The following is a 20,605-nucleotide window of genomic DNA, read 5'->3' as shown; positions in this document are numbered from 1 at the left end:
ACTTTGTCACCTATTGCCTCATACCAAATTCTGAACAATTATTCGCCCCCCTCCGGCCAACCAGCCGGTGCCATACAACGTATTTTTTATTTTGCTCTACAGAAAAAAAAGGAATTACTATGATTCGCGAAGTTTTACTCGTGGGGTTGATGTGTTCCGCCGTCGCACTGACCGGCTGCGGCGGCTCGGATGACAACGATAAGGATCCATCAGACAACAGCTCATCGACCTCATCCAGCTCCAGTTCGTCGTCCAGCAGCAGCTCCAGTTCATCCAGCAGCTCTGGATCAGTGCCTGGTGGCTCGACCTCATCCAGCAGTTCGAGCTCGTCGTCCAGCAGCTCCAGCTCATCGAGCAGCTCAGGTGCCGCAGCCAGTAGTTCCAGTTCATCGAGCAGTTCCAGCTCTTCTTCCAGCAGTTCAAGCTCCTCAAGTAGCTCCAGCTCTTCTTCCAGTAGTTCAAGTTCGTCGAGTAGTTCCAGTTCGTCTTCCAGCAGTTCGAGCTCATCGGGTACCGCCGCGCCCCGCGAAATTCGCTACGAATTCAGCGGGTCTGACGAAATCGATGACTGGAATACCACAACCTGGGGCAGTAGCACCGCTGATCCCATCATCCTCTACTCTGCCGAGAAACAGGCCCTGGAATTAGACACAGCCTGGAACAGCGACGACGATATTGCGGCAATTTTGTTCGGTGTAGATCCGCCCATCAATCTCAAAAACGGCTCGTTGAGCATGGACTTTATCGTTCCCGACGCCTACATCACTGATGGCCGCCCGGTATTCCGCTTCTTCGCGATCGATTCAGACGGCAATTTCAATTACATTCTTTGGGGCGACATGTTCAAGCAGACGCCTGATGATGACAACCGGTTTACCCTGACCAAACCCAATATGAATGTATCTACCCAAAACTTTGATCAAACCACAGTAACATCGGTTGGTGTGGTGATTCAGACAGGTGTGACAGAGGCTAAACCTGCTCCCCGGGTTAGCACATCGGAACATGTGTTTGTCGACAACGTGATACTTCGCAATCATGCCGCAAACAAGATCGCGACTGACCCGAACTTCGAATCTGACTTTCCGCTCGAACTTTCGACAGCGTGGAGTAGCTCTGTACCCCTTGCAATAAGTTTCGGGGCCATTGGTGGCGTGAAGAGCGTTAGCTACAAACCCGGTTCAACGGCAACGCAGTTCCGTAATCTCGTATACAAATCCAGTGACTTTCTTGACCTTAGCAATGCCACAATCACCATGAACCTGTCTGTGAACCAGTCATTCCTCGATAGTGGCGCTTCGCTGCAGGTAATGGCGCAGCGCGCGGGGGATGATTACGCGGGCGTTTACTGCAATGCTGTCCCTGCGGACACGGAGTGGTTTCGGGTCGAATGCCCGGTGGAGGGTGCCTTGACTCTGGGTAACGCCACCGAATTCCAGTACGGTGTGCAGACGCTAGGCGGTGACGGCAACGCTGACGCCAAAGTGTCGATTTACAATATACAGGTCACCCCCCAGAGCAATTAACTCTATTACTCATTGAGACCACGATTTCATTCTCACCTGCGATGTCATTCCCAGGCATTTATGACGGGTGAGAGGGAATCGTGGCCCCTGACGCCTATTCATACTTTTGAACTAACCCACTTCTTGAATATGGATCTAGAGCGTGAATTTAAGCGAAACCTTAAAAGCTTAATTGACGCCAAAAAAGAGATTTAGATCACATAACTACCGAAGTGACCACTCACATCCACTACCGTTCGGTCGCAAAAATCTACCTTCTGTCCTTCTGGATACTGTTTGCATTTGTCACCTATTGCCTCATACCAAATTCTGAACAATTATTTCCTCGCTCAGGCGCAGAGGTACAGCGCCTCACTACAATAATATTTTTCATCCGCTCTACAGACCTGAAAGGGAAATACTATGATTCGCAAGCTCGTACTCATGAGTATGATGTGTTCCGCTGTGGTTTTAACCGGTTGCGGCGGCTCCGATGATACCGACAGTGTTCCAGTGCCCGGTAACGGCTCAACAACATCGTCCAGTTCTTCCAGCAGCTCCAGCTCCTCCAGCAGCAGCTCAAGTTCGTCATCAAGTTCCAGCTCATCATCCAGCAGCTCCAGTTCATCTTCCAGCAGCAGCTCATCCAGCAGCTCCAGTTCTTCCAGCAGCTCCAGTTCTTCCAGCAGCTCATCCAGCAGTTCAGGCTCCGGCGCGACGCTGGAATATACCTTTGATGATGCCGCAGAAGTGGACGATTGGGATTCATCTGCCCAGGGCAATGCGGTCGCACCCGCCCTCTCGCACTCGGCGACTGAAGGCGCAATGGTTATTGAGCCTACCTGGGCTTCAGAAGACGACAGTTTCTATGTGTTCTATGAAGATGCCGATCCCGCGGTGATAACGGGTGCGGACATTTCACTGGACGTCTACGTTCCACAAGAATACGTGACTGATAAAAAAACAGCATTTATGTTGTTCTTTCACGATGTTAACGGTGAATATGCGAACGTGGGTTACAGGACCGCTGAAGGCTTGACCGGCGATGCCTACAACACTTTCACCATCACGAATCTTGGCGCAACCAACGGTACCGCCTTTGGCCACAAAAACGATAACTTTGATTTAACAAAGGTCGACACCTTTGGCCTGCAAGTTAATGCCAATAAGAAGCCGACTACAGTTACCGGCGACCTAATGATCGATAACGTCGTTTTAACCCTGGCGGAAGACAAAACCCCAACCACCCCGACCTACAATAGCGACTTTGCTATGGATTCCGGTTGGACGGCATCCTACGGCGCGCTCACTATGGACTACAGCGATGTGGACGGCGTGAAAAGTGTGTGGTTTGAACCTGGTTCGGGTGACGCAACGTATAGAAACCTTCTTTACGTTACAGATGCGTACACTGACCTGAGTAACGCTACAGTCTCTTTTACTGTTCAGGCTGATCAAGCGTTCATCGATAGCGGAGCGACGCTGCAAGCAATGGTACAACAAGCCGGATCTCCTTATGACGGCGTCTACTGCAATGTTGCGGCTACTACCACTGACGTGATGACTGTCGATTGTCTAGTAAACAAAGCCTTGCTACCAGCAGACGGCAAATACCAAATAGGCGTTCAGGTTACTGGAGACGTTACTTTCGCAGGAAAGGTTACCATTTACAGTGTTGAGGTTGAGCCTGCTCCCGCAAGCTAATAGCACATCTGGCTACTGAGCGAATTCGATTATCCGGTTGAGAATAACGGAGAACATCCAGCCGCTTAACGGCCAGAACAAAGTGCATTTGCACACCAACAAAAACGGCAGCCTCGGCTGCCGTTTTTATCCCCATTTATTTGCCGAACCTGTACCCCACCGACAAACCCACCGTACCGCGGAATTCCTTGCCGTTTAGCGCATCTGAATCAACCGCCGTTTCACCCAGTGCCTGGCCATTAGCGTAACCGCCGTTCAAACTGGACTGCTCTTGCACCCCGACCAGCAGACTTACCAGAACATTCTGTTTGATAATCAAACTGCCCCCCAACACCACTACCACATCGCTATTGTTCACACCCAAACCTGCAGTAATGCCGTACTCAACTGTTTTGCCACGGCTCCCCATGGGCATGGTAAATAAAGCCGTTGGCACATAGAGTATGTCGTCCTGACTTTCCTGCCGCGCAACCGTATAGGTGGTTTTGCCGTCGTCAGCGACCGTCGGTTTGGAATACCATTCGGTGCCCTGGTTTTTAAGAAAGGTAAAGCCCACGTGGGTATAAAATTTTTCCTGTGCTCCAGAAATAACATGCTCGTAGAAAGAGCGTGTGAGCTTTTTGTCTTTATCCTGCGTTTTTATCAGCAGGGTAACCCGCTCGCCGTGAGCAACCGAGACTTTAAAAACCGCTGACTGGGTTGACTCAATCGCGGATTTTGCTGCATAGGTGATTTCTGACGTGCGGCATTGTTCATCGTCCAACAGGGTTTTAACTTGCGTCAGGTGGAACCCAACCATGGCAGGGTTAGTTTCATCCTGGAGTTTCTTCGTTGCAGTTTTTAAGTCGCTGCAGGGGTCGGCGGCCCCCTTAGTATTAGTACCCTCCGCTGCAGTTTCCATTGCCGTTTCTGAATCGTCAGTCGACTTGGACCTCGGATCTTTCAACGCTTCCACCTCAATTTTTTCAGCGGTTATTTCCACCGAAAAATAATCTTTTACCCCCGGTGGAATATTTATCACCCGAACATAAAAGGTGCCTTCCACATCCGAGTCCCGCAGAATCACAGGGTAATTTTTAGCAAGGTCAATCTCCGTCGGTTTTTCCTTGTCGGTCGATAAGGCTGCAAAGCCCGGTATCGCGCAACCCCATGCCAGAACCAAAGCGAGTAATTGTTTAATCATCATTTCTTTCTCCACAGAATGTCCATTTCCTCTCTCACAGCGAACGCACCACTGCAAAAGACGTTGTCGCGTGGCATTCGCCGACGCCGTTATTCCTTATGTGAAAGAAGCGACAGGTTTATCCCATGTTTCCTGTAAAAAAAGGCGTGAAAAGCAGCTTATCCAGTAACTTAAGACCAAAGTCGCAGAGCGGTTGACGCAATTATCAACAGTTAGTAGAGTCCATATGGCGCTTTTCACGCCATCCCTAATAAAAATAACCGGGCGACATTCTGAGGTCGCAGAGGTAAAGGTTCTTTTATGTCGATTTATACGCTTAAGAAATTCACCGCAACCATAGCGGTTGCGGGCTCAATACTGCTTTCCCCGCTCTGGGCCAACGCTCAAGTTGCCGCTGGAGTGCTCACCGAAATTACCAATTTTGGCGATAACCCCACCGAACTGGGTATGCACCTGTATGTGCCGGAAAACTTAGAAAACAATGCGCCGGTGCTGCTGGCCATGCATTATTGCGGCGGCAGCGGCCCCGCATTTTTTAACGGCACTCAGTTTGATGAGCTGGCTGACCAGTACGGCTATATCGTTATCTACCCGAGCGAACCCGACACGGCGGCCCGCAACAACACCAACTGTTTTGATGCCAGCTCTGACGCATCGCTGAACGGTACCGGCAGTGACCCGATTGGCCTGATGTCGATGGTCAACTACGTGCGCAGTCATTACAACGTGGACGATTCGCGTATTTTTGCGGTGGGCTTGAGTTCCGGCGGCATGATGACCAACGTGATGCTCGCGCTGCATCCAGACGTATTCGCCGCAGGCGCTGCCTTTGCAGGGCTGCCGTTCACCTGTTTTGCCGCCAGCCAGCCCGCAGGGTGGAATAGCGCCTGTGCCAACGGCACATTGGATAAAACCGCGCAGCAATGGGGTGATGCGGTGCGCAACGTCAACCCGGGTTATAACGGCCCCTGGCCGCGCATGCAGTTGTGGCACGGTACCAAAGATGGCACCCTCGATTACGCCAACTTTGGCGAGGCCATAGAGCAGTGGACCAATGTGCATGGGTTAAGCCAAACCCCGCTGAGCACCACCACTGACGGTATTAACACCCGTACCCGGTACGGCAACGACAGCGAAAAGCCACTGGTGGAGGCGAACAGCCTGGCTGATGCAGACCACGATTTTCTATTTAGCAACGGCGCTTTCTATGCCAAAGAAGCGATACGCTTTTTTGGGCTGGACGTACCTGCGGATACCTCAAGCAGCAGCTCAAGTTCTTCGAGTAGTTCCAGTAGCTCGAGCAGTTCCAGTTCGTCCAGTAGTTCCAGCTCTTCGAGCAGCTCAAGTTCTTCCAGTAGCTCCAGCTCTTCCAGCAGTTCGAGTTCGTCCAGCAGCTCTTCCGGCGGAAGCAGCGGCGGCGGTGCGTCCAGCCCCTGGCTGTTGCTGGTCGGTGCCGCGTTGGTGTTGATGGGCCGCCGCAAACGCAAGTTGGCGTAGTTAAAATACCACCCACAAAAAAGCCAGCAATTTGCTGGCTTTTTCGTTTTACCTGAGGCGATCAGGATTTGGCTAATTCTGCCTCGATACACGCCACCAGACGCGGATCATCTGCGGTTACATCCGGAGCAAAACGCGCAACCACCTCGCCGCTGCGGCCGACCACAAACTTTTCGAAATTCCACAAAATGTCGGCCGGGTTATCCCGCTCTACGCCATGGCCTTTTAATTTCTCGCGGAACGGGCCATCGCCCTCGGCGCTCGGTTGTGCGTCGGTCAGGGCGTCGTACAGCGGGTGCTTGTCGTCGCCCAGTACAGAGATTTTTTCAAACATCGGGAAGCTGACATTAAAGTTAAGGCTGCAAAACTCTTGAATTTCTTCGTTGCTACCAGGCTCCTGCCCCATAAAATTGTTGGCGGGAAAACCTAAGATTTCCAGGCCATCGCCCTGCTTGTCGGCATAGAGTTTTTGCAACCCTTCATACTGCGGGGTTAAGCCACATTTCGAGGCCACATTGACAACCAGGAGAACTTTACCTTGGTAGTCCGCCAGGGTTTGTTGCTCGCCATCGATGCGATTGACAGGAATATTCTGAACAGCACTCATTAACTTCTCCTCACAATTTGGGTTGTTGTGCAATATGAGATAAGACAGGCACATTCAAAAATAGTGCGCCGGCGCGTTTTCGATGCGTTGCTCGCTGCTCGTGATTGACGGTCACGCGGGTTACAGGCACGGGTGCGCCAGCGCGCCAGCCTCGGCGAACACTTCGCGGCTGAACTCAAAATAGCCGCTCGTGTCACGTCCGGCATCTGCCCTGCCAAACCAGCATAATTCAGGTGTGAGCCGTAAATTCCACAATTGCTGAGTATCTGGGGTCGGGCTGGCAAAACTCTCTGGATTAACCACGGCGACGTTGGTGCCCCCGGCTAAACGCGCCGACGGAAACCAGAAAAAATCTGCCCCCATTTCCCGCAGCCGAGTACCCAACGCCTGGGTGTACCCCCAATTGCCGGGCTCGGTTAGTTTGGCTTGAATATGCTGAAAGTGGTTTGCCGCCAGGTCGCAGCCGCGACCTGTGCGCAGTCGCACAGAAAATACAGTGCGCGCATCGGTGATTTCAGCCAATGGGCCCATCTCCACCGCACCCTGCTGAAACAGCCACAAGTAAACCGCCGTTTCTGCCAGTGCGGTTTCCTGCTCCTGGGCCGCATAAAAAATTCCTCGCTCCCAGCGGGTACCATAGCGTGAACCGTGGCGTAACGGGGGGTAACGGAAAGGCGTCGCCAATAAATAGGACAGCTTTTCGCACGCATCGGGCACGGGCGGCTTACAACCTTCCAACAATTGCTCCAGGCGCAACTGTTCGTCCGCATTGCGGGTAATCGCGCGGGTGGCTGCCGTACCCTGGGTTTCAACAACACGCCATGCAAGCCCTACCAGCGGAACCAGCGCTATCGGTAACTGGCTGACACTTTCGGCAATCTGCACTTAAATTTTTCCCCGCATGGCATCCAGATACCAGATGACTTCGCTGAGGCCCAGAGCGGTTTGAATGAGGTCGATGGGCTTCTGTAAATTGAGATGGTGGTTTGGCGTGTTCATCCAGTGTTTCATCGCATCGACGTTGCCACCTACAATGGCGTAGAGCGAGCGGTAAACACGAATAACCAGCAGCGCCAGCTCAAACGGCTTGCTGCTGGGGGCGATCGCTTCATCGGCCTGATGGGTGCTGGCCTTTTTCTTAATGCGCGCCACCGTTGCGCGGGAAACGCCGAGTACCTGAGCCAACTGATCCTGGGTGATCCCCAGAGATGGACAGGCATCGAGTAACGCATTGGCAACAATCGCGCTATCACTCTGCACAATGGACGGCTTCATCAGAACCAACCTCAAATTCACCATAATTTGTAAAATTGTGTCATTTGATACAATTTAATGCAAGTGTCCGTTGCACAAATTTTAATAGCCGTACAAATGACGCCCCGCAGCACCCTCACTCGGCGCCAAAGAGCTATTCTCGTAGGACACAACTACGGAGAACAGCGATGCTTCCTTGGCTCTGGTTCTGGGCGCCACAACTGCATTTTCCTTTGAGTGGCAATGTGGAGCAGGATATAAATACCATCACACGGAAATGGTTTGCTGGTATTCCCGCGTCCGCAGGGGACGGCGATATCGAGCGACAGGCGGTCAAAGTTGCGAGCTATGGCCGCCAGCTGGGTTTATTAACTGAACTGATTTTGGAGCTTGCGCAGAAGGCCCCCGAAAAATCCCCTCGAGCGATTGAGGTGTGCGAACGCCTGGCAGACATTCAACACAGTATCGCGCAACTCAAACAACCGAACGCTAAAAATACCGATATGGCAGAGCAGCTGCTGGCGTTGCAACAACAGGACCCAGCAAGGTTTCGCACCCTCTGTGCAAGCTTGTGTGAAACGGGAATCAGCGAGACCTAAACCAGTAGACGATAGCCGCCAAACAGTACGCCAATGGCAAGAATCCAACTTCCTAACGCGCGTACGCCAATCACACACCAGGCCCAACGGCGACACAGCCAATAGATGATGGCGGTCATACTCAACATAACCCAGTGCGAAGCCAGGGTTACACCCGCCGCATACAATACTAGCGCCCGCCCCTCGAGCGCCGGCTCGGCATGTGCCATACCGTGCAGAACGCCAATGCTACTCACCAGTATCACCCACACCCAGGCGGGCAGAGCCCTGCCTGCGACCGCGACCAACGCCACGCCGAACGTGGCAATCAGGCCAAATTCCAGACTCTGGCCTGGCGGCATGAACAGGCCGCACACCACACCCAAACCCACCACCAAGGGGAACAACCACAGCATACAACGCGCTTGCGGCAGCGCCTGCACCCCATTCCCCAGCGCCAACGCCAGCCAGGGCACTAGGTGAATTACACTGGTGAGCGGATGCAGCAAGCCACTGTAAAAATCCCCAAAGCGGTCGGAAACCAGATGCGCATGCGCCAGCGATGGTAAGCAAAACCCCACAAAAAGACATAAATAACGCGCGCGATTCACCCGGCTCCCCCAGCTGCAGCCAGTAAAAAATAGCCGCCACATACGGCGATGCCTGCGCCCAGCGCCCGCACCCATTGCGCACCACGAGGCCAGTGCGCTAGAGCGCCCAGGCCAATACCGCACAAATGCAGCAGCCCTGTCGCTACTACAAACCCTGCGCCATAGGCCAGCGGGTCAGCGGCTTGCGGCAGTTCTCGCCCGTGCGCATAGCCGTGAAAGAGAGCAAATAGCGCTACCAGTAACCCAGCCAGCCACAAAGGCGCACGCCATGCGAAGCCCACCGCCAATCCCAGCGCGATGGCCGATACCGCGATGCCGATTTCGAGGCCCGGCAGCGGCAGCCCCGCCAAACCAGCGAGGCCACCCAATGCCATCACCAGGGGAAAGGTAATTGGCAGCAACCAGATCGCTGGCTGTCGCAATTGCGCGCCCCAAAGGCCGACCGCAATCATCGCCACCAGGTGATCAAGACCTTTCACCGGGTGTATCAACCCGCTCAACAAGCCGCCAGCAACACCGACGTCGGTATGGCCCAAAGCGGGAAAAGAGATTAACGTGAGCAGAAACCAAAAAAGCCGAAGTCGGGAAGATAAGCGCATTAATTTATCCAGAGAACATCATCGAAACACGAGCAACAAACCAATAGCTGGCAATAGCGCCAACACCATAGATCGCACCGGTGCAGATTCGCTCGGATAAAATCACACCCAAACTGCGATAACTCGCGAACATTCCCAACACCAGCCCGACGAACAACAGCTGCCCCGCTTCCACCCCCAAATTGAAGAACACTAGCGCCCCTACCAGGGTGTGCTGATCCAACCCCAAACTGACCAGCCCGCCAGCAAACCCCAGCCCGTGCAACAGGCCAAACCCGAAGGCCACTACCCAGGGCGCGCGTTGGCTCCAGCCAGTACGTCCGCGCTGACGATGAACAACTTCGACCGCCAGCACGGCGATACTCAGGGCAATGAGTGCGTTCACCAGCACTTCATTCACGGTGATCCAGCCGAACACCGCGACAGCGAGGCTGACGGAATGTGCCAGGGTAAAAGCGGTAATCGTTTTTACCAAATCCGCCAAGCCCCGGGTTAACAGCAATAGCCCCAACACGAACAGAAGATGGTCCACACCCAGCACGATATGTTCTATTCCCAAGGGCAGGTAGACCGCAGCGGTGTGCCGCAACCTATTACCCGCCGCAGGTTCCAGCATGATTTCCTGTTGTGCGGCAGTAAGTGTATAAGTCTGGGCAGCGGCCTCACCGGGCAGAGCTCGCACAAGCAGCACAACTGCAGCGTAGCGCCGCCCAAGACCATCGACCTTGAGCCTGCCCACCAGGCCTTTTCTACCGCACGCCAATACCTGCACTTGTAACTCACAATGTCCGGGAAAAGCGACATGCAGCGCCGCGTCGATATCGGCGGGAGACCAGCTCAGTGAGTAACGCCCTGCATCAATTTCAGTTAGCGTCAATGACACCACTGGTGTGTCATGCGCGCGGATACCGATAGACACCAGCAGAAGTAAGCCCGCAAGCAGACCGGTTAACCACAACCGCACTCGCTGCATATTAACGAGCGTCTTCAGATTTAACGGCATGAGCAATCGCGTCGGCGACCGTTTGCGGCAGCTCGGGCGGCGCCGTAATTTGGTAGCCTTGCGCCATGCGCGCTACTTCCGCAGCAATCCGTCGCTGTTGCTCCGCGCGCTGCCAATCGCGCGCAACACGCGGTCGCACCGCCTCAAATTCAGCGCTCTGGGCCGGGTAGACGCGGGTCACTCTCGCCACCTGCGCCCCGCGTTGCGTTGCCACGGCCTGCCAATTGTAGGGTTCCCGTAAAAGCGCGGCACTGGCTAACTCGCCATATATAGCAACGACATTACTCTGCGGCCGATGACGCAGGCTCGTGGTGGCTTGCGGCCACTCGGCGGGTGCTATTTGCTCGCGCCACTGAGCTGCTAGCTCCTTGGCTTCCGACAACCCGCCCGCAACGAAGCGCTGCTCAAGGTCGTAGTGCGCGGGCGTATCGTAGGCGTTGTGATGTGCCTGAAAAAACCTTTCCAGTTCATCGCGAGAGGGTTCCCCGAGCGGACTCTGGTGCTGCACGACTGCGCGCATTTGGGAGGCAAGGCGGTTGCGAATGACGTCGTCGCCCTGCGCCAGTTTCAACTCGCGCGCTTCGCGTACCAACACTTCATCCGTCACCCAGCGTACAGCTAATTCGCTCAGTTCTTCCTGCGTCGGGGAACGGCCACGGGCCTGGGTGAAATTGCCTGCTAACTCGTTGAGCGTTTCCGGCGCCAGCACAATATTTTGCGTTGGCGCAGCGGTTGGCGTGAGCCAGCATTCCAGGCCAAACAGAACGCCGCCCAGGAGAAGGAAATGAAGCAAGGGTTCGCGCAGAAATGACGGGGACATAGAGCGTTTTCTGAGGAAAAGCGCAATTTTAGGCCGGTTAGGCTCCTGCAGGCCAGCACTCAGGCAACTGTCAGCGCAACACCAAAATCGCGCTAGCCTTTGGCGAGTTCATCCGTGGCAAATTGCAACTCGCACAGCCGACGATACAGTGCCGAACTGGTTTGCAGCGAAGTGTGGGTACCGGAATCGATAATTTCGCCGTCTTGCATCACCAGAATTCGGTCGGCATGTACTACGGTCGCGAGGCGGTGCGCAATAATGAGCGTGGTTCGCTCGCGCATCAAATCGTTTAACGCGGCCTGCACATAATGCTCACTCTCAGCATCCAGCGCACTGGTGGCTTCGTCCAGCAACAAAATCGGAGGATCTTTTAAGATAGCCCTGGCGATAGCGATCCGCTGCTTCTGGCCGCCGGACAAACGCACCCCGCGCTCGCCGAGAAAACTGTCGTAGCCCTCCGGAAGCGCCGCGATAAAGTCGTGAGCGTGGGCTTTGCGCGCAGCCTCCATCACCGCCGCATCCGATGCCTGCGGATTGCCATAACGAATATTACGCCATACATCGGCGCTGAACAGCACCGGGTTTTGTGGCACCAGACCCACGCGCCCGCGCAAATCTGCCAGCGCCAAAGCCCGATAAGGATGGTTAAACTGGCGAATCTCGCCCTGCTGCGGGTCGTAAAAGCGCTCCAGCAGCTCGAACAGGGTACTTTTACCGGCGCCAGAAGGGCCAACTAACGCCACCGTTTCACCCTGCTTAATCGTCAGGCTAAGGTTGTTCAATGCCAGTTTTTTCGGTCGGGATGGATAGGCGAAAGAAACATTTTCAAGCTCGATCGCGTTGCTCGCGTTCGCTGCCATCTGCCCATTCGCCGGTGCGCGGTTTTGCATGTTTGCGGGCTCGGGCGGATCGCAAATATCAGGCGCCACCTGCAGCAGTTCCATCAACCGCTCGGCGGCACCAGCCGCGCGCTGAACTTCGCCGTACACCTCCGCCAGGGTCGCCAGCGACATTGCCACCATAAGCGCGTAAAACACGAAGGCGCCGAGATCGCCGGGCGATATAGTGCCCGCCAGCACGTCGCTGCCACCGACCCACAACATGGCGCAAATGCCCAGAAACATCAGCAACATCACACTGCCAAATAACATTGCCCGCTCGCGAATGCGGGTGCGCGCCACCGCAAAAGCCTGCTCCACCTCAACGCCAAATGCGTGGCGCTCTTCGGCCTCCCGCGTGTAGCTTTGCACGGCTTTTATATTCTGGATAATTTCGCCCGCATAGCTGCCTACATCGGCAATGGTGTCCTGGCTATGACGGGAAAGCTTGCGCACCCGGCGCCCCAGAATCAGAACAGGAACCAACGCCAGCGGAATACCCACCAATACCAATGCCGTCAATTTAAGATTGGTCACCAACAGCATCGCAATGCCCCCCACCAGCGTCAACGCATTGCGCAGCGCCATAGAGAAACTCGAACCGACGATAGTCTGCAATAACGTGGTATCTGTGGTGAGGCGGCTCATCAGCTCGCCACTCTGGTTCTCCTCAAAGTAGCTGGGCTCTAGCAGCAGGAGATGATCAAACACCGCGCGGCGGATGTCTGCGCTTACCCGTTCACCCAACCACGACATCGTGTAAAAGCGAACGAATGTGCCCACCGCAATCATCGTGATAAGCCCAGCGAGAATGCCAAGCGCCACCGCAAGTTCGCGTTGCGACTGCACCACAAACAGGTTGTTGATCACCAGCTTCACCGACTGGCCAAGGCTGAGGCTGATTCCAGCAACGACCACCAAAGCAGTAATCGCGATGACGATCCGGCCGCGATAAGGTGTGATAAAGCGGAGCATCGGCAGCAGCGTTTGCCGGGCGGAAAGTAATGAGGGCGTCGAAGGCATGAAAAGTCGCTGAAAGTTAACACTCGGGCGCTCATCATAACGGCGTACAAGTCATTGAAGTGTGGGGGCCGCGGACTTACTCAGGTTTTGCGCGCAATGAGAAACAGCGCGCGGTCGGGCGCGGGTTGCCAGTCTTCCTCAATAGTAAAACCGGCAGTTTGCACGGTGTCGCGCAAGCCGTTTGCCGCCAGTTGATTAATTGCCGGAGTCACTCCAAGCCGTTGTGTCACCGGCAGCATCCAGCGCAACAGGGGATCGAAATCGGCGAAGCAGAACGTACTGCTGATAAACAGTCCGCCTGGCTTTAGGGCCGTATGCAGTTTGTGGAGTACCGCGTCGAGGTCGCGGACAAGATGGAGGATACTAAAGCCCATCACCAGGTCGAAATGCGCGCGCCCCAAACTTCGGCTTTCGATGGCATCGCGCATAAACTGCAGGTTGGCGAGGCCAGCGGCACTGCGCTTTTTCTCTGCGATTTCCAGCATCTTAAAGGACACATCTATCGCGACATAATCCGCCACCAGAGGCGCGTGCCGAACCGCCATGCTGCCGGTGCCACAGCCAAACTCCAGCACCCGCATGTGAGACGTGAGCCGGCCCCGGGTTTGCTCGAGTTTGTGGTGGTAATCGTCCGGAAAGCGGATAGGCAGCGCCGCATATTGCTCCGCGATTCTGTCCCAGAAATAGGGGTTCCGTGTCATACCGTGCCTCCCTGTGGATTGAAAGAGGCACCGGTTTATCGGCGACTCAGGCCATCAGTTCGTTAAGCATAGCCTCCAGATCCGCCACCCGCTGCTCGAGCTCTGTCACCCGCTGCTCCAACGCCGGGGTCGCCTCGCTAGCTACGCCAGCCTCCGCCGAAAAGGCTGAAACCTGAGGCTCTGCATCACCAAATAAATGCGCATAGCGCGCTTCGCGTCGCCCCGGCTCTCGCGCCAGTTGAACCACATATTCTTTCTGCTCTAATTCGGCGAGTGAGGCTTCGGCCTGCTGCACATTGTCGAATTCAAACAGGCGCTGACTGCGTGAACGCAGCTCGCCTGGCGTTTGCGGCCCGCGCAGAAACAGCATGCACAGTATCGCCTGTTGCGCTTTGTTAAATTTATATTGGGCAAACTCTGTGCCGCTGAAGCGATGCTGGTATTTACTAACACGTGTACCAATACGAACTTCGGATACAACGGATTTTTCAATAAGCTGAGTAACGGCATCCAGCACATCACTCTCACTTACCTGCATTACAGGTTCGCGGTTGGTTTTTTGATTGCAACCAGTCGTTAACGCGTTTAGTGACAATGGATATTGGTCCGGCGTAGTAACCGCCTTTTCCATCAATACACCTAAAACGCGGGTTTCGATATCAGTTAGCTTCATAATTGGGTTTCTGTCTCAGCATCGGCATTTAAGCAGTAAATGCTACCGTAAAATGCCCGCAGTGGTTGTTTTTTACTTCCTCTGACCAACTTTAGCCCAGTGGTATAAGCGTTTAGCGAAAAATCCCGCCAAGTGACAAAAGTGAAGACACCTGCCCCCAACCGCTTAGTGGTAGGATGGGCGCCCAAGTTTCACGCGGGAGCACCCGCAGCAAAAATTGCGCAGAGGAAAAGTTGGTGATTTTGCAGGATGTGGTTATCGGAGTGTGTGTCGCTGGCCTGCTGGGTTTGGTCTGGCAACACCTGAGTATCAGTCAACACGCCTATCGGTTGGTCGCCAGGCAAACGCGGGACCGGGGCGTAAATTTGCTCGATCAAAGCATTGTGCTGCGGCGAATATCACTGCGGCCCAGCGCGAGTTCCTTATTCGCCGTCAGGCGGGTCTACAGCTTCGAATTCGCAACCTTGGGAGACGAGCGCTACCCGGGCACAATTGAATTGCTGGGTAAACGACAGATAAACATCACCCTGGCACCGTTCAAAACTGAGACGCTGCAGGGTGAAAATCAACTTGATGGGTAGTAGGGGTTGGCCCGGCAGGTGAACCGGGCCAGAGGCGAGAGAACGCTAGGCGAAGTTGGTGTCCGCCCAAATACCTTCGAGCACAAGCTTACGAGTGTAGTTGTCCACATCCTTGCGATCTTCCCTGAGAATAGCAATCAGACGCTCCGCTGACCGCTCTGCCGTGACACGCGATTTAAATGGACCTATGTCCTTGCCCTCGCGCGTGGCAATGTACCAATCTTCTCCGACGCGAAAGCATCGGTCTGTTCTATACCAGGTTCTTTCACCTTCACCTTTTCGATAAATCACGTGTCCGCCCCTCTGACTTTTTTGAATTAATTGCGGTTTTTACGGTTACATACGTCACACTGCAATTGATAGGCCAATCACAAAAATGTCATATGTAACAATGATGTAAGTACCGACAAGCGGGGCGCACGACTAATAATGTTAAAATAACCGACAGTATCAAAAATTCTTTTAGATCAATAACTTAGAGTAATTAAACGCGAATTGTTAAGAATCGCGCCACTTGATATTGCAGCCCATCGACGGATATTGCTTGGTGGGAGCGCCCTTGCCATTGAGTAAATCTTGCAAAACCTGACGTAAAGTTTCCCCTGTCGACGGATTTTTGGCCGAATCGTAATTGCCAGACGAGATTCTATCCGGTCGGCTGCCGTCGAACTCACCGCGATACACCAGCGTGCGATCCGCGTCAAACACGAAAATATCTGGCGTACAGGCGGCGTCGTAGGCGCGTGCCACTTCCTGAGTTTCGTCCCACAAATACGCGAAAGGGTAGCCGCGAAACGCTTTTTCCTCGCGCATTTTCTCGAAGCTGTCCGCCGGATATGCCTGGGTGTCGTTACTGTTAATACCCACAAAAGACACGCCCATAGGCATGGTCTCTTCGGCCAGTTCTGCCAGCGCGGAGGAGATGTGGATCACATACGGGCAGTGATTACACATAAACACCACAACCAGTAATTTGGAGCTGTTAAAGTCGCTGAGAGAAACAGTGATGCCTTCAGTGGAAGGCAGAGAAAAGTCAGGCGCGCTGGTACCCAGCGCCATCATGGTGGATTCCGTAAGAGACATGCATGCTCCAGAGAGTCAGTAGAGGAGGCACAACCTTACCCTAGCCGTTGCCAAAACCCAATGGGTTTACAAGAGCAACAAAGCTTGACATACTGTACAAACAAACAGTACACACCCTCAACGGAGACCTTGTGTTATGCCTGTAATCGCAGTTTGGAAATGTGACCGGGACGGAAGTATGTTCGACGATAAAAAAGCCGCAGAAGCGCACGATAACATGTTGGAACTGGCAGCTAACATCACCCAGCTGATAGAGAGCCGTATTTCCGGCATAAGCGATGAAAATCTAGAGGCCATTGGCTTACTGCTGGCCAAAAACAGTGATGCACTGGCTAAAGCCTGTAAAGGTAAACCGTCGGTCTTGCTGGAACTAGAGGAAGCCGACACCGAAACTACCGAAGACAGCTCATCTAAGGTTACTGCCATCAACGGTTAAGCGAAGCACAACCAGAGAGTTATTTCGCGTAAAAACACAATGTGACGCTTTTATTATCAGTTTGAATATGACGATAAAAGCATTTAATTGTTACGCCAGACCACAAAGCGCTATATTTCTGTCACTGCTAATAAATGGACTGTGAGCGCCTCTGACATAGCCCCATACCTGCGTCAGCTCGATGTGTACAAACTGCTAGAGCCACGCAGCTGATTTTCACCCGCGCCGCAAAATGCGGAGCCGGACATAGATTCAGAAGAGTACAAAAGGGGCGACAGTCAGATGATGTGCCATAAGACGTGCCACAGGAGTACAGGCATGACAGACCTTTTAACGACCCGGCCTGAATCGCTACATTTGGGCCACCCCATCATTGATCGCACCCACGACGAATTCCACGGCCTTGTTGCCAAACTCAATGCTGCCGGACTGGTCGATTTTATTCTGCATTTCGCCGCGCTGGCCAGTCATGCTGAAGAACATTTCGCCAAAGAACAGCAGCTTATGCGGCAAAGCCACTACCCCGCCGATCAGATGGAGACCCACCTGCGCGACCACTTGATGGTGCTGCAGGAAATAAACCGCCTCAACGCAATGGTGGCGCGCGGCTCCGTCGCCGCAGCGCGAGTCTATGTAAGTGACCTGCTGCCGGTATGGTTCGAACAACACAACCTTGCTCACGACGGGCCCCTGGTTTCGCACCTCAAACGCGCGAACCTGGCGAGCTCACTCGGCTAGCCTCCCATAATCCTCCAGGCCCAAGGCTTAGGTACGCTTTTAACCAAAAAAAAAGCCCGGCGCATTGTCCGGGCTTCGTTCACGCTAAAGCGTCGTTAATGGCTAGTCCCACAAACGATTTAGCATGCTCCATTTGCCCTCTTCGAACCCAGTCCAAGTACCCCAGCCAGAGGTATTGCTGATGGGGTCGTACGCGTGGGAATAGAGTCCGCCAGTATCGCCAGATTCGGGGTTGATAGACCAGTAGCAGGCTTCGATGTTTTTCTCGTCCATATAGTCCACAAACGCGTTCTGCCACTGCTCATCCACGTTCGTGGTGATATGGCTCCAGCGGTTGATATCGCGCTCGCTTGAACCTTGCGGCCAGCCATAGTGACCACCAAACTCGCCCACCACAACGGCGTATCCCATGTCGCGCAGATAACCGAAGTGCTCTTCCCAGCCGGGTCGCAGAATGTCCGGGTTGATGACGATGTTACAGTCATTATCACCCGCTTCGTCACCTTCAAGCCCTTCACACGCTGGCTGCGCAGGATCCATAAACATACGCTGTACGAACACGGAAGGACCGTAAGTGTGTGGCGAGAAGACCAGACGCGACTGAGGTACATTGGGTAAATCCGATCCTGCTTCGTAGAGGTTCTCACCCCAGTTCGGGTTGGAGAACTCATCACCGTGTGGCACTTCTACGTTGTCGTCGGGGGTACCGTCTTGATTGTTAGCCGAAGCGGAAATGCCCTGTGCAAATATCAACAAGTCGGAATTGACCGAGTTGATTGCGGCATAGGCGTCCTCAATGTGCGTTTTCCATTCGGCCCAGGTGTAATCCCAGGGTTCGTTGAAAATATCGACCCCGATGATGTTATCGACACCCAATTGGTCGGCAAGCCCCGCCAGTTCACGCAGGTCATCCAGCCAGGCGGCCTTGTCGTAAGCCTGGATATTTTGCACTGTGCCGGGGTTACCGCTTGCAGAGCACGACCAGTCTTCGCGTGGAAAATCGTACAAGTCCCGATCCGCATCCGCGTAGGGTGGACGAGCGTCGAATCGGCCGGCACGCCATCCTACATAGTTGGAGCAGGAGTGGATATCCAGCATCACTTCCAGGCCGTGCTGATCAGCCAGCACAATGAAATCCTCCATAGCCTGACGCGCGTTGGTCTGCCGCAGGGGCTCGTAGTTCTTCAGGTAAGGCGCACGGCCCTGGGCGTTATTCGGATCGAGTGTTTGCGGCACGATGGGGAAACGGATCACGTTGATACCGCGCGCGGTAATTTCATCCATAGTCTGCTCTATGGTGCGCGAGTGTTCATTGGCCCAGAATACGTTACCGATATACAACTCCATTGGTGCGCCACTGGGGTTGTCCGGATCGTCCGAGGGTTCGTGACGGCCTTCCAGACCGAACCAGGAGCCACAGTGCATCGGGAAGATCTGTCCGTTTTTGGTGATATTGCCGCTCGCGTCAACACGGAAAGTGCCGCCACCAGAAGAGGTACTGGTGCTGCTTGAACTGCTGGAGGACGATGACGTGGTGCCACTCGACGAACTTGAACTGCTCGATGAGGAGGTGCTACTGGACGAAGAGCTGCTGGTACCACAGCTGTTCACCACACCCCCGGAGCCGCCGTTCTGACTTTGACAGGTTTGGCGACCGATACAGTTCTGGTTATTTTCCCATCCCCAACCGCTGGTGTTCTGACACAGAGGATACATACCCTGTCCGTACCAGTTACACATTTCCCGACAGCCACCGCTGCTGGAGCTGCTTGAACTGCTGCTGGATGAGTTGGAGCTGCTCGACGCCGAGGTGGAAGAGGAACTGGAGGAGCTCGTTGTTGAACTGGTGCTACCGCCGCCGCTACAGGACCCGAGACTGGTCCAGGAGGCATCGCTTCCAGGCGTGGAGTTGGTGTACCAGTTTGCCCGGTACAAATTGTTTTGATAGACCATTTGGTCACCGGCATTGGCGTGATTGTATGCGCCGCCAGACCAGTCGCGTGCGGTCCAATTGGGGTACACATTCACTCCGGCACAACTTCCTGTGCCGCCGCCGGAAGAACTGCTGGAAGAACTACTGGAACTCGTACTTGAGCTGGAGCTGGATGTGCTCGAAGTCGTGCTGCCGCTACTGCCTTCGCTCACCGTGATATTGGACTGGCCGCTGCTCTGGTAGCCCTCGGTCGCCATAATCTGATAATCGTGAGTCCCCAGGTTCAAGCCCACAGCAGCCCATGCATCGAAATGCGCTCCAATATTAATCGTTCCGCTGGTGCGCTTGTTTTGGCGCACACTCCAGTATTGGTAGAACGTGGCCGTGCCTTCAATAGATGGCTGATTAACCCGTTGGCTGCGGCCCAGCTGGTAGGTGCTGCCGTCAATATTGACAGTCCCATAATTCGTTGCGCCGGACGCAGGATTGTAATTGACCCAGTTTTCGACAATGTAATATTCGATCAGCGGGTTTCGAGTCCAGCCGTAAAGTGCGAGGTAGCTGGTTCCACTCGCGCTATAACTGCCCGAATAGGTGACTGTGCGCCGAGTACCCGGCATCCAGCCTTTACCGCCAACCCAGTTGTTAGTGCTGCTGTTCCAGGATGAAGAATAGTTTCCACCGGCACCGAGTGTCATGGTGGCGTTACCGGAATCCTTCCAAAACGAATAGTAGTAACCATTCTGGGTTCCAGTGGCATTTGAGCTAAGCGTTTGCGCATGAGCGATTGGAACAGTCGCCACCGCTAGTGCTGCGGCAGCAATCGCACGCCTGTGCGTTTTCAACAATTTCATTATTTTAATCTCCTGTCGAGTTACAAGGTAAAACCGTTTACTCAGGAACGTTTGTTCAGGAAATCGTGTCGAGAAAACCACAACCGTAGCGAGTACTACAGTCCCGGCACATACTGCATTTCCACGCGGATAGGGGTTTAGCGCACCCCAGAGCGAACTACTTTATTGCGTTTTAAGAAAGTATTTACACCGCAAATCACGCGCAGCACGAAACCGCGCAGCGATTCAGCGATAACAGGTGCAATACTAAAAACGGTCGCAGAATGAGCCCAAAGGGCAATTGACTTTAATTAACGCTTTATTATTTTTATACGTTGCGCGAATTTTAATGTCGCGCTTTAAAT

Annotated in this window: 21 protein-coding genes; 7 read left to right on the top strand and 14 right to left on the bottom strand. The window is 54.0% G+C overall.

All coding sequences use genetic code 11. The features are described 5' to 3' along the window. Positions 1-119 precede the first annotated feature (119 nt). Complete coding sequence (locus TERTU_RS01990; protein WP_015817401.1) at positions 120-1,526, top strand: lipoprotein; 1,407 nt, start codon at positions 120-122, stop codon at positions 1,524-1,526. A gap of 402 nt (positions 1,527-1,928) precedes the next feature. Then, positions 1,929-3,209, top strand: a complete 1,281-nt coding sequence (locus tag TERTU_RS01980; RefSeq protein ID WP_015817871.1) for a lipoprotein — start codon at positions 1,929-1,931, stop codon at positions 3,207-3,209. 136 nt (positions 3,210-3,345) lie between these two features. Here the strand turns inward: TERTU_RS01980 and TERTU_RS01975 are convergent, their stop codons facing one another. After that, positions 3,346-4,395, bottom strand: coding sequence for a hypothetical protein (locus TERTU_RS01975; RefSeq protein WP_041590015.1), 1,050 nt, complete (start codon positions 4,393-4,395; stop codon positions 3,346-3,348). Positions 4,396-4,692: 297 nt separating this feature from the next. Here TERTU_RS01975 and TERTU_RS01970 point away from each other — a divergent pair, with 297 nt between their 5' ends. After that, a complete protein-coding gene (locus TERTU_RS01970) occupies positions 4,693-5,889 on the top strand; it encodes an extracellular catalytic domain type 1 short-chain-length polyhydroxyalkanoate depolymerase (protein ID WP_015819775.1) in 1,197 nt (398 codons plus the stop codon). Between the two features lie 61 nt (positions 5,890-5,950). Here the strand turns inward: TERTU_RS01970 and TERTU_RS01965 are convergent, their stop codons facing one another. From TERTU_RS01965 to TERTU_RS01955, 3 genes are all read right to left on the bottom strand, one after another. Then, the gene (locus TERTU_RS01965) at positions 5,951-6,496 is read right to left on the bottom strand and encodes a glutathione peroxidase (RefSeq protein ID WP_015818323.1); all 546 of its coding nucleotides are present in this window, start codon (positions 6,494-6,496) and stop codon (positions 5,951-5,953) included. A 120-nt stretch (positions 6,497-6,616) separates the two neighbouring features. Further along, the gene (locus tag TERTU_RS01960; protein WP_015819372.1) at positions 6,617-7,381 is read right to left on the bottom strand and encodes an RES family NAD+ phosphorylase; all 765 of its coding nucleotides are present in this window, start codon (positions 7,379-7,381) and stop codon (positions 6,617-6,619) included. Then, on the bottom strand, positions 7,382-7,771 hold the full coding sequence (locus TERTU_RS01955; RefSeq protein ID WP_015820127.1) for an antitoxin Xre/MbcA/ParS toxin-binding domain-containing protein: 390 nt from the start codon (positions 7,769-7,771) through the stop codon (positions 7,382-7,384). Between the two features lie 167 nt (positions 7,772-7,938). Here TERTU_RS01955 and TERTU_RS01950 point away from each other — a divergent pair, with 167 nt between their 5' ends. Further along, positions 7,939-8,349, top strand: coding sequence for a hypothetical protein (locus TERTU_RS01950; protein ID WP_015817410.1), 411 nt, complete (start codon positions 7,939-7,941; stop codon positions 8,347-8,349). Here TERTU_RS01950 and TERTU_RS01945 read toward each other — a convergent pair. The 7 genes from TERTU_RS01945 to TERTU_RS01915 form a co-directional block, all read right to left on the bottom strand. After that, positions 8,346-8,939 carry a HupE/UreJ family protein gene (locus TERTU_RS01945; protein ID WP_015819301.1) on the bottom strand — a complete coding sequence of 198 codons (594 nt, stop codon included), beginning with the start codon at positions 8,937-8,939 and terminating at the stop codon, positions 8,346-8,348. The two genes, TERTU_RS01950 and TERTU_RS01945, sit on opposite strands and share 4 nt — an antisense overlap. Further along, the gene (locus tag TERTU_RS01940; RefSeq protein ID WP_015818006.1) at positions 8,936-9,538 is read right to left on the bottom strand and encodes a HupE/UreJ family protein; all 603 of its coding nucleotides are present in this window, start codon (positions 9,536-9,538) and stop codon (positions 8,936-8,938) included. The genes TERTU_RS01945 and TERTU_RS01940 overlap by 4 nt, the downstream gene beginning before the upstream one ends. Positions 9,539-9,542: 4 nt before the next feature. After that, complete coding sequence (locus TERTU_RS01935) at positions 9,543-10,541, bottom strand: HupE/UreJ family protein (RefSeq protein ID WP_228378238.1); 999 nt, start codon at positions 10,539-10,541, stop codon at positions 9,543-9,545. Beyond that, positions 10,513-11,361, bottom strand: coding sequence for a peptidyl-prolyl cis-trans isomerase (locus tag TERTU_RS01930; RefSeq protein WP_015820761.1), 849 nt, complete (start codon positions 11,359-11,361; stop codon positions 10,513-10,515). Before TERTU_RS01930 ends, TERTU_RS01935 begins: the two co-directional genes overlap by 29 nt. A gap of 92 nt (positions 11,362-11,453) precedes the next feature. Then, positions 11,454-13,262 (bottom strand): ABC transporter transmembrane domain-containing protein, encoded by a 1,809-nt coding sequence (locus TERTU_RS01925; RefSeq protein ID WP_015819154.1) that lies wholly within the window; start codon positions 13,260-13,262, stop codon positions 11,454-11,456. Positions 13,263-13,342: 80 nt separating this feature from the next. After that, entirely contained in the window at positions 13,343-13,963 is a 621-nt protein-coding gene (locus tag TERTU_RS01920; protein WP_015819782.1) for a class I SAM-dependent methyltransferase, read from the bottom strand. A gap of 46 nt (positions 13,964-14,009) precedes the next feature. After that, positions 14,010-14,636, bottom strand: coding sequence for a YceH family protein (locus tag TERTU_RS01915; RefSeq protein WP_015819310.1), 627 nt, complete (start codon positions 14,634-14,636; stop codon positions 14,010-14,012). 236 nt (positions 14,637-14,872) lie between these two features. Here TERTU_RS01915 and TERTU_RS01910 point away from each other — a divergent pair, with 236 nt between their 5' ends. Further along, entirely contained in the window at positions 14,873-15,217 is a 345-nt protein-coding gene (locus TERTU_RS01910) for a DUF3301 domain-containing protein (protein WP_015819780.1), read from the top strand. A gap of 45 nt (positions 15,218-15,262) precedes the next feature. Here TERTU_RS01910 and TERTU_RS01905 read toward each other — a convergent pair whose 3' ends face one another. Continuing rightward, a complete protein-coding gene (locus TERTU_RS01905; RefSeq protein WP_015817912.1) occupies positions 15,263-15,508 on the bottom strand; it encodes a DUF6316 family protein in 246 nt (81 codons plus the stop codon). Positions 15,509-15,715: 207 nt separating this feature from the next. Beyond that, positions 15,716-16,300 carry a thioredoxin family protein gene (locus tag TERTU_RS01900; RefSeq protein ID WP_015819453.1) on the bottom strand — a complete coding sequence of 195 codons (585 nt, stop codon included), beginning with the start codon at positions 16,298-16,300 and terminating at the stop codon, positions 15,716-15,718. A 136-nt stretch (positions 16,301-16,436) separates the two neighbouring features. On the opposite strand from TERTU_RS01900, the gene TERTU_RS01895 reads away from it, so the two are divergent. Continuing rightward, the gene (locus TERTU_RS01895) at positions 16,437-16,736 is read left to right on the top strand and encodes a YebG family protein (RefSeq protein ID WP_018013556.1); all 300 of its coding nucleotides are present in this window, start codon (positions 16,437-16,439) and stop codon (positions 16,734-16,736) included. Positions 16,737-17,054: 318 nt separating this feature from the next. Continuing rightward, positions 17,055-17,474 carry a bacteriohemerythrin gene (locus TERTU_RS01890; protein WP_015818665.1) on the top strand — a complete coding sequence of 140 codons (420 nt, stop codon included), beginning with the start codon at positions 17,055-17,057 and terminating at the stop codon, positions 17,472-17,474. A gap of 102 nt (positions 17,475-17,576) precedes the next feature. On the opposite strand, the gene TERTU_RS01885 is transcribed toward TERTU_RS01890, so the two are convergent. After that, a complete protein-coding gene (locus tag TERTU_RS01885; RefSeq protein WP_015818904.1) occupies positions 17,577-20,261 on the bottom strand; it encodes a glycoside hydrolase family 11 protein in 2,685 nt (894 codons plus the stop codon). Positions 20,262-20,605 lie beyond the last annotated feature (344 nt).

Origin of the sequence: Teredinibacter turnerae T7901 (genome assembly GCF_000023025.1) — a bacterium.
Lineage (GTDB): Bacteria > Pseudomonadota > Gammaproteobacteria > Pseudomonadales > Cellvibrionaceae > Teredinibacter > Teredinibacter turnerae_B.
This window is presented reverse-complemented; position numbering and strand designations above follow the sequence as displayed.

Coding starts and splice junctions, on each gene's coding strand:
- TERTU_RS01990 (WP_015817401.1), top strand. CDS start 120: ATGATTCGCGAAGTTTTACTCGTGGGGTTGATGTGTTCCGCCGTCGCA.
- TERTU_RS01980 (WP_015817871.1), top strand. CDS start 1,929: ATGATTCGCAAGCTCGTACTCATGAGTATGATGTGTTCCGCTGTGGTT.
- TERTU_RS01975 (WP_041590015.1), bottom strand. CDS start 4,395: ATGATGATTAAACAATTACTCGCTTTGGTTCTGGCATGGGGTTGCGCG.
- TERTU_RS01970 (WP_015819775.1), top strand. CDS start 4,693: ATGTCGATTTATACGCTTAAGAAATTCACCGCAACCATAGCGGTTGCG.
- TERTU_RS01965 (WP_015818323.1), bottom strand. CDS start 6,496: ATGAGTGCTGTTCAGAATATTCCTGTCAATCGCATCGATGGCGAGCAA.
- TERTU_RS01955 (WP_015820127.1), bottom strand. CDS start 7,771: ATGAAGCCGTCCATTGTGCAGAGTGATAGCGCGATTGTTGCCAATGCG.
- TERTU_RS01950 (WP_015817410.1), top strand. CDS start 7,939: ATGCTTCCTTGGCTCTGGTTCTGGGCGCCACAACTGCATTTTCCTTTG.
- TERTU_RS01940 (WP_015818006.1), bottom strand. CDS start 9,538: ATGCGCTTATCTTCCCGACTTCGGCTTTTTTGGTTTCTGCTCACGTTA.
- TERTU_RS01935 (WP_228378238.1), bottom strand. CDS start 10,541: ATGCCGTTAAATCTGAAGACGCTCGTTAATATGCAGCGAGTGCGGTTG.
- TERTU_RS01930 (WP_015820761.1), bottom strand. CDS start 11,361: ATGTCCCCGTCATTTCTGCGCGAACCCTTGCTTCATTTCCTTCTCCTG.
- TERTU_RS01925 (WP_015819154.1), bottom strand. CDS start 13,262: ATGCCTTCGACGCCCTCATTACTTTCCGCCCGGCAAACGCTGCTGCCG.
- TERTU_RS01920 (WP_015819782.1), bottom strand. CDS start 13,963: ATGACACGGAACCCCTATTTCTGGGACAGAATCGCGGAGCAATATGCG.
- TERTU_RS01915 (WP_015819310.1), bottom strand. CDS start 14,636: ATGAAGCTAACTGATATCGAAACCCGCGTTTTAGGTGTATTGATGGAA.
- TERTU_RS01900 (WP_015819453.1), bottom strand. CDS start 16,300: ATGTCTCTTACGGAATCCACCATGATGGCGCTGGGTACCAGCGCGCCT.
- TERTU_RS01895 (WP_018013556.1), top strand. CDS start 16,437: ATGCCTGTAATCGCAGTTTGGAAATGTGACCGGGACGGAAGTATGTTC.
- TERTU_RS01890 (WP_015818665.1), top strand. CDS start 17,055: ATGACAGACCTTTTAACGACCCGGCCTGAATCGCTACATTTGGGCCAC.
- TERTU_RS01885 (WP_015818904.1), bottom strand. CDS start 20,261: ATGAAATTGTTGAAAACGCACAGGCGTGCGATTGCTGCCGCAGCACTA.